General features: G+C 40.1%; 10 protein-coding genes and 1 pseudogene. 5 read left to right on the top strand and 6 right to left on the bottom strand.

What is annotated here, in order from left to right:
- Positions 1 to 172 (top strand): annotated as a pseudogene (locus ACT3RM_RS15265) (IS110 family transposase); the annotation flags it as partial.
- A 407-nt stretch (positions 173 to 579) separates the two neighbouring features.
- On the opposite strand, the gene ACT3RM_RS15260 reads toward ACT3RM_RS15265, so the two are convergent.
- From ACT3RM_RS15260 to ACT3RM_RS15250, 3 genes are all read right to left on the bottom strand, one after another.
- Entirely contained in the window at positions 580 to 993 is a 414-nt protein-coding gene (locus ACT3RM_RS15260; protein WP_441836154.1) for a helix-turn-helix domain-containing protein, read from the bottom strand.
- Positions 994 to 1,481: 488 nt separating this feature from the next.
- Positions 1,482 to 1,760: a peptidylprolyl isomerase PpiC gene (gene ppiC, locus ACT3RM_RS15255; protein WP_441836153.1), complete on the bottom strand. Its 279-nt coding sequence runs from the start codon at positions 1,758 to 1,760 to the stop codon at positions 1,482 to 1,484.
- A 45-nt stretch (positions 1,761 to 1,805) separates the two neighbouring features.
- Positions 1,806 to 2,231 (bottom strand): thiol-disulfide oxidoreductase DCC family protein, encoded by a 426-nt coding sequence (locus ACT3RM_RS15250; RefSeq protein ID WP_441836152.1) that lies wholly within the window; start codon positions 2,229 to 2,231, stop codon positions 1,806 to 1,808.
- Positions 2,232 to 2,525: 294 nt separating this feature from the next.
- Between ACT3RM_RS15250 and ACT3RM_RS15245 the strand changes: the two genes are divergently transcribed.
- The 4 genes from ACT3RM_RS15245 to ACT3RM_RS15230 are packed head-to-tail and all read left to right on the top strand — an operon-like array spanning position 2,526 to position 6,915.
- Positions 2,526 to 3,338 (top strand): hypothetical protein, encoded by an 813-nt coding sequence (locus tag ACT3RM_RS15245; protein ID WP_441836151.1) that lies wholly within the window; start codon positions 2,526 to 2,528, stop codon positions 3,336 to 3,338.
- Positions 3,339 to 4,379, top strand: coding sequence for an extracellular solute-binding protein (locus ACT3RM_RS15240; RefSeq protein ID WP_441836150.1), 1,041 nt, complete (start codon positions 3,339 to 3,341; stop codon positions 4,377 to 4,379).
- Positions 4,379 to 5,878 (top strand): ABC transporter permease, encoded by a 1,500-nt coding sequence (locus ACT3RM_RS15235; protein WP_441836149.1) that lies wholly within the window; start codon positions 4,379 to 4,381, stop codon positions 5,876 to 5,878. The genes ACT3RM_RS15240 and ACT3RM_RS15235 overlap by 1 nt, the downstream gene beginning before the upstream one ends.
- Positions 5,879 to 5,892: 14 nt before the next feature.
- Positions 5,893 to 6,915 carry an ABC transporter ATP-binding protein gene (locus tag ACT3RM_RS15230; RefSeq protein ID WP_441836148.1) on the top strand — a complete coding sequence of 341 codons (1,023 nt, stop codon included), beginning with the start codon at positions 5,893 to 5,895 and terminating at the stop codon, positions 6,913 to 6,915.
- A gap of 68 nt (positions 6,916 to 6,983) precedes the next feature.
- Here the strand turns inward: ACT3RM_RS15230 and ACT3RM_RS15225 are convergent, their stop codons facing one another.
- From ACT3RM_RS15225 to ACT3RM_RS15215, 3 genes are all read right to left on the bottom strand, one after another.
- Positions 6,984 to 8,447, bottom strand: coding sequence for a carbon starvation CstA family protein (locus tag ACT3RM_RS15225; protein WP_441836147.1), 1,464 nt, complete (start codon positions 8,445 to 8,447; stop codon positions 6,984 to 6,986).
- 210 nt (positions 8,448 to 8,657) lie between these two features.
- Positions 8,658 to 9,575, bottom strand: coding sequence for a carbohydrate kinase family protein (locus tag ACT3RM_RS15220; protein WP_441993717.1), 918 nt, complete (start codon positions 9,573 to 9,575; stop codon positions 8,658 to 8,660).
- Positions 9,575 to 11,107: a mannitol dehydrogenase family protein gene (locus tag ACT3RM_RS15215; protein WP_441995220.1), complete on the bottom strand. Its 1,533-nt coding sequence runs from the start codon at positions 11,105 to 11,107 to the stop codon at positions 9,575 to 9,577. Before ACT3RM_RS15215 ends, ACT3RM_RS15220 begins: the two co-directional genes overlap by 1 nt.
- Positions 11,108 to 11,115: the final 8 nt, after the last annotated feature.

The following is an 11,115-nucleotide window of genomic DNA, read 5'->3' as shown; positions in this document are numbered from 1 at the left end:
GCAACTTAGGCTCTGCAAGCGCTATAAAGAAATAATAGCCAAAGGGAAACATTACAACCTAGTTGTCACCGCCATTGCCCGAGAAATGATTGCATACATATGAGCAATAGCAAAAGAAGTGGTGCTTACGCCAGTGAATACAAAACTGAGATTGGCAAGAGTACCTGCATGATAAACGAATTAGAGTTAATGCATGGGATCAAGCACCGGGTGTGGCACAACCACCGACGGCGTTAGGATGGCAATGCAGCTAACGCTGCATTGCACCACGAACATAGGACAGGTGCCACGACGAAATAAGTAAGGTCTGCTCTGTTACTAGAAATAGTAATAACCAACGAATATCAGCACGATGACCGACGACATTACTTGCTTCATCCTATGTATTAACTCGCTCTAATTCGAGCTGAAGTAATTATGGCTTAAAAAGTTAGGCAAGGATCAGTGCGTTTAACTTGACAGTGGGAGTCATACCAACGCCCCACTAAGGGGCAAATAATAGTTGGTTAAAATAAGCGACGCAGGAGCAAAAACCAACTGTTATTTGTCCTGCTTTAGTGGCTTGTTATGTTGATTTTTCTACCATACGTCTTGTTTATCACCGTATCTAATTAGCCAACTAGTATAATAACCGCAGATAACAAGGCAAGTCCCTGCAAATTTATCATCCCAATATACAAAGGCAGCGAGGCCTAATACTATAAAAGCAAATTCAGAGCATAGTTGAGCTTTTCTTGATGACATACCCAAGAAACCAAACCTAAACCACCAAGGTTGTGCTTTCCAGTTTTCAGTTGTTTTATCTATCATTGTTATTTCCTCTGTAAGTTTATTTATATCAATTTCAAATACAGAGGCGAGAGATTTAAGAGTTTCAAAACTGGCGCTTTGCCCACTTTCGACACGTTGGATAGTTCGAGCACTAAGCCCACTCATTGTCGCAAGTTGTTCTTGAGACCATTTATTCTTAACTCTTAATTTTTTTACTATCATTGTTTACTCCTCGTTACTCTGAGTGGTAACAATGCCTAAATAATAGAGTTATCGGTTACGAAAACAACCCGACAAAGTAACGACAAAGCAACGACAGTGCCGCAATAAGCAACATAACAGCGTATTACCGAGAATTCCCGTTAACACTCAATGTGCCAATCGCCAGAATTATCAAAATACAATTATTAATAATTTACACATAGCTACAAGGAATTACAATTGTTTTGACTACTCTATAACCGAGAATTTACTTAATCGAGAATGCATAAAATTGCATAATGAGAACACACATTATAAATCGCCTGAAAATTAACAGCTTGAATTTTTATGAAAGTTTTAACGAGAAGCCGTTTAAATTACATAACGAGAATTGATTATTTTTACGTCAAGACTTTGAATGTCTGTAATTCGCTCATTACGACCTCTCAGACACAATATAAATTTATTGACTAGATCAGATTGCTAACTTCCTTTTGGCAACTTAATTATTAAGTTCGATACAGTACTTTAATTACATGCCAGCCGAACTTCGTTTTCACTAAATGCGGCTCTAGTATTTCGCTATTAAAAGCGACTTTATCAAACTGAGGAACCATTTGACCGCGTTTAAATTCACCCAAGTCACCGCCTTTTTTACCCGATGGGCAAGATGAGTGCTTTTTTGCGAGCACTTGAAACTTAGCGCCTTTTTTTAACTGTTTTATGATGTCTTCGGCAAGTTCTTTATGCTTAACCAAAATATGTAATGCGTGGGCAGTGCTGGCCATTATTTATCTCTACCTAAATTAAACTCTGTTAATTTTATCACTTATTTACAGATAATGCTGTTCATGGCTACTTTTAGGCAAACGGCAATAATCGAGCTTACCAAATAAGCGATAGCGGTTAAACGCAATACGGTCATATACCCAATTGCGCAGGCGTTTGGGTATTAAGCGCATTATGTTAGCGGCTCGCCAAGGCCAGCCAAGTTGATTTGTTATAGCAAGTACTGCATCGCTTTGGGTTAAACATACGTCACTCTGAACGTAAATCATGGTTTTGAAATTATCCATTGGGTAGTTAAAGTAATTAAGTATTGCTTGCCCTTTATCAGACTGCACACTACACAGTTTAAAGCACAGCTTTTTGTCATGCTTAATAATAAAGTTACACCACGCGTTACATAACTTGCACTGACCGTCAAACAAAATTATTTGCTTACTTTTAATCAGTTGTTGAACATTAAATGACGACACTCTATGCTCCTCATTAGTAATCGCTTATTTTACTTAATACATTAACTATTATACCTATCACTTAAAAATAAATGTCTTTATTTGTTACTTTAGCTTAAAAATCAAACTATACATCAAGTGTATCACTGGGATTCAATAGTCAGCGCTCATTTTAACCTCGCTAAAAACACAGAAACCACGCTAAGGTCATATATAGCGGGTGTTTCAATCTAAATTTAGGTATATTGATTTTAGTCACTTTTACGGATATGATAATCGCTATCATTTACAATAACCTTTCGGATCATCCTTACTATGAATTTATTATCTAAATCAGTAAAAACCGTAGGCGTCAGCCTTTTAGTAGCCTCATCATTCGTGGCGCAGCCTGTATTTGCTAATGGCCCTATTGGTGAACACGTAAATCACCTACAAGAAAACATGAAAGATTACTCTGAAGAAGTAGAATGGATGGTTAATAAAGTCGATACTATGGTAAGCGACTACGAAAGCAAGGGTGCAAAATCTGTAAACAGTGATGATTTACTTGAATATTGGGAATCGGTTAAGTTCCATAGCGCCATTGAAACCAATTTAGTGCCTGTATACGCCTCAATCTGGCAAGGTATTTATGGTATAAAAACAGCCATTGATAGTAATAAACCTGCTGTTGATGTGCGTAAAGAGCAAAAAGCCATGAATATCGCCTTGTGGCAAGGTCTTGGGGCTGTTAAGCTTGCTGCAAAATTTCAGCAAAAAGGCTTGTTAGAAAACGTTAAAGCCACAGCCACTAAAATGATGACACAAAGTGCCACCATTGATGAAATTAAACATAAGCTTGATCGTGTTGTTGCTAAATATGCTGAACGTTTAAACAGCGAAGCGACTGATATTGTACACGACACTTACCTACATCTTTTCGAAGGCGTAGAAGGCACGCTTATTGAACAAGATGCCAATCTGGTTGAAGTTCTGGAAAAAGATTTTAACGTAACACTACCAAAAGCCATTTCAGGTGATAAAAGCGTTAATGAAGTTCGCGAAGTAGTTTCTGATATGCACACTAAACTAGACCGCGCAAAAGTGTTACTTGAAAAAGCAGAAGAAGAACGTAAGGATGTATTTTAAGTGAAGCGTAGGAATTTTATACAAGGCTTAGCTGCGTTAGGGGCAATTGGTGCATTACCACTGCCTCTTTCTCGCGCACTCGCCAGCGAAATAGCCAATCCAATCTCGGTTGATGACTTACCTAAACTTGAAGGTGAGCTTACCTTATATTTAGGCCGTGGTGAGGGTGGTTTGTACGAGAATGTGCTACAGGCAATTCAAGATAAAAACCCTAACTTAGAGCTTGGTATTCGTCGCGGTCCTACAGCAGCATTAGCTAATACTATTGTGGCTGAGTCCAAAGCAGGGGTGCAAAGAGCTGATTTATTTTGGGCGGTAGACTCTGGTGCAATCGGTTTAGTAACTGATGCAGGCCTAGCACAACCAATCCCTGAAGACTTATCTTCACAGTTACAACCGCAGTTTCGTTATAAAGAGTGGACGCCTGTTACAGGGCGTATTCGTACTTTGCCTTATAACACCTCGCGATTAACGAAAGAGCAAGTCCCCACCAGTATTATGGAGATTGCCGACAGTGACTTAAGCATTGGTTGGGCGCCTGCATATGCCTCATTCCAATCATTTGTTACTGCCATGCGCATACTGGAAGGCGATGACAAAACCGCCAAATGGCTTAAAAAAGTGAAAAAGCGCTCTAAAACTTACGCTGGTGAACTTGGAGTTGTTATGGGGGTTGAGCGTGGCGAAGTTGATATTGGTTTTGCTAATCACTATTACACTCTGCGCCTTAAATCAGGTAAACCAGATGCAAAGCTTGATTTAGCCTTTACCCAGCAAGATGCAGGTTGCTTAGTGAACGCATCAGGCATTTTAGCTTTGAATGATGACCCACTGGCAACTAACTTTATGCGCTATTTACTCAGTAAAGAAGTACAAGGTTATTTAGCTAGCGAAGCTTATGAAATACCCTTAATTAATGGTATTACGCAACCAGAAGGTTTGCCCTCTTTAACAGATGTTTCGCCGCCTAAAGTGGATTTAACCAAGTTAGCCGATTTACGTCCAACTATTGATTTGATGCGTAACAGCGGCGTACTGTAATGCGACTACCTGTGTCATACCCAATGGCGCTGCTTGCAGCGCTCATTACGTTAACTCCTATTTATATTTTAATAACCTTAGCGGGCGATACCAGTTCAGCATTTGATACCCACAACTTAAAAGTATTAGGTAACACCCTATCACTAATGGTCTTAACGGTATTAGGGTCAATATTAATTGGTGTGCCACTGGCGTTTATTAGTGCTTATGTAACCTTACCCTTTAAAAAACTATGGTTGGTGGTGTTTGCCGCACCGCTTGCTATTCCTAGTTACATTGGTGCTTTTACACTTTATGCTGCATTTGGCCGCGGAGGCGAAATAAATACCCTCCTCGGTTTTGAACCCCCCTCAATGCATGGCCTTATGGGGGCAACTATTGTTATGACACTTTATACGTTCCCCTTTGTGATGCTAACAACACGCGCATCACTGCTCAGCCTTGATTCAAGCATGGTTAATGCGGCGCGTACACTTGGTATGTCTATGACACAAAGTGTATTTAGAGTCATCCTACCCCGTGTAGTTAATGGTATTGCCGCAGGCTCATTATTGGTTGCGCTATACACTTTGTCTGATTTTGGTACCCCCGCCATGATGCGCCTAGATACCTTTACCAGAGTCATTTATGTAGAATACAATTCAATGGGCTTAGATCGCGCAGCAATGTTGTCATTACAATTGATGGTTATTGTGGGCTTTTTATTATTTATAGAGTCAAATATTAAAACCGCCAGCGAACGCCAAGGCCGGCCGTTAATTATCTTCCCTAAAAAATGGCAACTCAGCTTGATATTTTTAACCTTTGCCCCTATTTTATTTTTAGCGATTGGCTTACCGTTAGCTATATTTTCGTTATGGCTTGTCCGCGATGGTGTTAGCTCATTTGATTTTAGCATTGCATGGAACTCAGCCTACGCATCAGCTATTGCTGCTGTTGTGGGCGTTATTGTTGCTATTCCTGTTGCTCATGCAGCACTAACAGGCAAAGCGGGTCGTATTATGGAGCGAGTTACCTACTTTGGATTTGGTATTCCTGGCGTAGTGATGGGCACCACACTGGTTTATGGCGGCTTACAATTACCCTTTTTGTACCAAACTTTAGGGCTGTTAATTATTGCTTATGTGCTACGATTTTTACCTTTAGCGGTAGGGTCAATACGTACTAGTACCGAACACCTTGATTCAAGTTTAGTCAAATCAGCACGAGTGCTGGGTGCAAGCCCCCGAGAAGCATTTATGCGTATAACATTACCGTTAACTATGCGCGGCATAATCGCTGGTGCTGCATTGGTATTTTTAGAATCAATGCGAGAATTAGAAGCCACTTTGCTTCTTGGCCCAACAGGATTCGAAACACTCTCTACTTACTTATGGCGCGTTTACGAAGCGGGTTATTTTGGCCGCGCAGCAGTTCCTGGTCTGCTACTGGTAGTGATTTCTGCGTGTGGCTTAGCTATTATGTTGTCTGGCGAGAAGCGAAACCAGTTCGAACATTGAGGATTTAAAAACAAATGCTATCTGTAAGTAAGTTGTCTATAGATTACGGCAGCAACCGTGTAGTAAGCGAGCTAGATTTAGCACTTGATAAAAGTGAAATCCTAATGCTTGTTGGCCCTACGGGTTGTGGTAAAAGCACGATTTTACAAGCACTTGCCGGGCTTATCCCAATAAGTGAAGGTGAAGTAAGTTTAGGTAAGTGGCGCGCATCACCTAAGCTCAATGTACCACCAGAAAAGCGCAGTGTCGGTATGGTTTTTCAAGACTTTGCCTTATTTCCTCACTTAACGGTAACGCAAAATATTTGTTTTCGGTTAAAAGACACTGCTGTTGCAGATCATTGGATCACCTTACTTGGTCTTGATGCTTTTCGTGATAAAAAGCCTGCCACACTGTCTGGCGGACAAAAACAGCGGGTTGCCCTTGCTCGTACACTTGCCCACCAACCGGATTTTGTATTACTTGATGAGCCACTTTCAAACTTAGATGCTGCACTCAAAGATATGCTGCGTTGGGATATTCGTAACGCCCTCAAAAAAGCCAGTGTACCTGCTATTTGGGTAACCCACGACCAAGAAGAAGCACTCTCAGTAGGTGACCGTGTTGGGGTACTCAAAGGCGGAAAGATTCAACAAATTGACTCACCTGAAAACTGCTTTAGCATGCCAAAAAATCGCTTTGTAGCGCGCTTTTTAGGTGAAGCAAGCTTCATTGCAGGCAAATTCGCACAAGGTCAAGCAATCACTAATATTGGTAGTGTGCCCGCGCTTGCCGTAGATTGTCAGCAAGGCGATGTCGATGTCGATGTATTACTACGCCCTGATGACGTATTACTTGTGCAAGGCGATGCGGATAATAATGGCGTGGTTGTATGGGTACGATTTGAAGGCGGTAGCCGTTTATGCGCTGTAGAGCTTGTCTGTAAAACAGTTATAACTAGCCGTATTAGTCACGAAGTGGTAGTAAACCCTGGCGATAAAGTTCACGTATCTTTAAGTACTTCGCATCCACTAGCGGTATATAAGCAAGAAAGCTAAATTCAATATTTAACATACATAAAAAAAGCGAGCTATAAGCTCGCTTTTTTTTGCAAATAAACAATTAGTTATGCGACTTGCTTATGATGTTTTTTATGAACAATCACTAATACAATAAACCCTATCACTGCAACCACAGCACCAATTGGCTGACCAAGCTTAGGTGATAAGTTAAAGCCAATTTCCGCTGTCATGATGTATGAAACCGTAATCGCTGTTGCAATTACCGCAGGGATACTGGCGATCCAATGAACAGCACCACGGTCAAATAAGTACTTAGTAGCAAGCCATAACACACTGGTTGATAGCAACATATTTGAGAACGCAAAGTAGCGCCATATAAGTGTAAAATCGAGCTTAGTCATAAAGAATGCAATAGCTAAAATTGGCACAGCTAATAACAAGCGGTTACGTAAGCTTTGTGGGATATTAAAAGCATCAACCATTGTTAAACGTAATGAGCGAAACGCAGTATCACCTGAAGTGATAGGGAAAACAGCTACAGCAATAATTGCCATAATACCGCCAAATACACCTAAATAGCTGCTCGCTACATGATTTACCACTAAGCCAGGACCGCCTTGGTCAAGTAATGCTTTTAATTCTGCATATCCATCTGGGAATGCAGCAATACCAGCAAGTGCCCATACACAACCTACAATACCTTCACACATCATTGCGCCATAATAAACTGGGCGCACATATTTTTCGTTCGTTAAACAACGGGTAATAATAGGCGCTTGAGTTGAATGGAATCCGCTAATCGCACCACAGGTAATAGTTACAAACAGCAGCGGCCATGTGGGTAAGCCATCAGGGTTAGGTGTCAAAAAATCATGAGCATGATCAGCTTCAAAATAAGCTAAAAAGTCACCTGCTACGGGTAAATGTGGGGCATCAATTAATAAAGCAATTGCAATTAACGTGGTCATCACTATCATTAACAAACCAAATAGAGGATAAAGCCGAGTGATGATTTTATCAATTGGTAGTAATGTCGCTAAAAGGTAATAGCCTAAAATAGCCAATACCCAAAAGGTATTATTCGCTAAAAAGGTATCTTTGAATACATCTAAATTACTGAGCAAACCTGCAGGACTGGTAATAAAAACAACACCTACAAAAAACAGTAGCATCGCGGTAAATACAAGCATAAAGCCTTTAAATACAACGTTGTAGTACTTACCAGCTATTTCTGGAAGGCTTTTACCATCTTCTTTAATACTCATTACACCAGAGAAGAAGTCATGCACTGCGCCACCGAGTACGTTACCGAGCACTATCCATACTAAAGCAATAGGCCCGTATAGCGCACCAAGGATAGGTCCAAAAATTGGACCGACACCGGCAATATTTAAAAATTGAATTAAAAAAGCGCGTACAGGGTGGATTGGTACATAATCAATACCTTCACTAAAACGCGTTTGCGGTGTAGCCGCGGTTGGATCTATACCCGCTTGTTTTTCGACAAAAGGGCTATAAAATTTATAACTTAAAATTAAAATCGTCAAACAGATAAAAAAGATAATCATAAAGCACATTTTCTCTTTGTTTGGGTAAAATAAGCACGTTAACCCATTTAATAATCGTCGCAAGTTAGCAGACACTGCTTCAGTCTACAATAAGACTTTCTGATAATATCAATTCGAGGTATGAAGTCCCTCACTTTATTATCAGGAATAAAGTAGCAGACAATAAAAAAGCGGTTTTTAAAGACCGCTTTTTTATTGATTAAACTGAGATCATGCAGGATCCATAAACTCATTTATTTGTCGATGGCTCAGTTTCGGTGTCGCACCATGACTTTCAGCAACCATAGCACCTACTGCACACGCAAAATCAACGCTGTGCTGTGCGTCATCACTGCTGCAAAGTTGATAAATCAACGAACCTAAAAACGAATCCCCTGCACCAACAGTATCAACCACACTAATTAAATAGCCAGAGTTATAATAATTAACACCTTTAATAGTAAGAAGCGCACCGTGGCTGCCTTTTGTTACACACAAATATTGCGTATTTGTTTGCTTGGCAATAAAAGCGAGGTTTTGTTCAAGGGAATGATACTTACACCCCATTGCTTTGGCGATTTCATAAAGCTCGTCGTCATTTAATTTTATGAAATCAGCTTGGTTCATTAATTCAATTAAGGTATCAAGCTGATAATGCGGCGCACGTAAATTCACATCAAATACTTTAAAATTTGCCACATCAAGTAATTGCTGCAAAGTAGCAAGCGAAGGAGCACTGCGGCCAATTAAGCTACCAAATACAAATACATCATCCGAGCTAACTTTTTTTAGTAGCTCATCAGTAATGGATATATTATCCCATGCGGTATCAGCAACAATTTCGTAGCTAGCAGAGCCACTGCTATCGAGTGTTACTTCAACCGTGCTGGTGTTTTTACTGTCGTTAACGGCTATATAAGTACAGCTAACACTTTGTTCGCTAATTTCATTTAGTAATTCTTTACCAAGCTCATCATCACCTACAGCGCTTATCATGTCTGCTTTAATGCCAAGTGAATTAATACGTACACACATGTTTAACGGTGCACCACCTAAACGTTTACCCGAATCAAAACAGTCCCATAGCACTTCACCAAAACAGCTTATGCTAATATCTGCCGCAGCTTTATGATCAATTAATATGCTCATTACATGCCCTCTTTTGCGGCTAATGTGGCGTTCATAACACTTTTGATCTGGCTATTTGGTGTGTATAAAGCAGCAATTGCAGATGTGTATTCAAGAACAAATTCTTTATTTTTCGCCAAATCACCGAAAATGCTTTCAACCTCAATAAACGATAGCGGTTCTGTTGCTGTTAGTTTAGCAGCTTGATTAAGTTCTTTTGCCATAGCATCTTGAATATCAAGAGCTTGCCCTTGTTCTGTCATACCTTTATCACTGTATAAGCACCAACTCGCTATTACTAAGGCAGCTAAAGATACGTTACGGTTTTGTGCTAGATTTTCACTAATGCTGGCAATTAAAAACTTAGGTAACTTAGCTGAACTTTCTGAACAAATACGCGCTAAATTGTCTTTAATATTTGGGTTAGAAAAGCGCTCTATTAATATATCTTTATAATTATCGAGCTCAATACCTGGTAGTGTTTCAAGCAATGGCGTGACTTCTAAATCCATAAATGCACGTAAGTATTTTGCAAATAATGGATCAGAGACGGTTTCATCAATTGTGCTATAACCATGAATCGAACCGAGTAAGCCAAGTACCGAGTGGCCAGCATTGAGCAGACGTATTTTCATTTTTTCAAATGGGGTCACATCACTAACAAACTGTGCACCTACGTTATCCCAATTTGGACGACCATCACTAAAATCATCTTCTATTACCCATTGTGTAAATGACTCACAGGTAATTGGCCAGCCATCATTTATGCCATACGCTTGGGTCACATAATCAATATCTGATTGCTTTGAAATAGGCGTAATACGATCAACCATGGCATTAGGAAAGGCAACATGTTGCTCAATCCATTGTGCTAATTCGGCATCTTGCTTTTGTGCAAATGCTAACAACATTTTTCGCGTAACATGGCCGTTATGCTGAATGTTATCGCACGACTGAACTGTAAATGCCGCTAAGTTTTGCTCTTTACGAAGTTTTAGTGCAGCTGTGATATATCCAAATGCGGTTATGGGTTGTTCTGGATTCGCTATATCATGGATTATATCTGGATTTGTGTAATCAAATTCTCCAGTCGCTGGATGAAAGTTATAACCGCCTTCGGTAATCGTCAACGACACTATTTTTGTATCGCTATGAGCCATTTTATTGATCACAGCTTGTTTATTTTCAGGTGCGAATAAAAACTCCACCATAGAGCCAATAACCGTATTATTAACACTACCATTTGGATGACGTACCGTGAGTGTATATAGGTTATCTTGTTTGTGTAATATGTCGCGCAGATCACGGTTAGCTTCAAGTAACCCTACACCACATATTCCCCATTGCTCATTGCCTGGAGTTTTTAGTAGCTCATTAATGTACGTCGCTTGATGTGCCCGGTGAAAGCCACCAACACCAATATGTACAATCCCTGCTTTAACTTTGCTACGGTCGTAAGTAGGCACATCTACGCTACTTGGTAATGTTGCGATACTTTCTTGGTTTAGCTCAACCACTTGAGCTTGAGAGTGTGTGTGTTGTAATTGGGTCATGTTGCTAC

The organism is Pseudoalteromonas sp. AOP7-A1-14, from assembly GCF_052376275.1.
GTDB lineage: Bacteria > Pseudomonadota > Gammaproteobacteria > Enterobacterales > Alteromonadaceae > Pseudoalteromonas.
The sequence above is the reverse complement of the archived record's forward strand: the minus strand, read 5'-3'. Positions and strand labels throughout refer to the sequence as shown.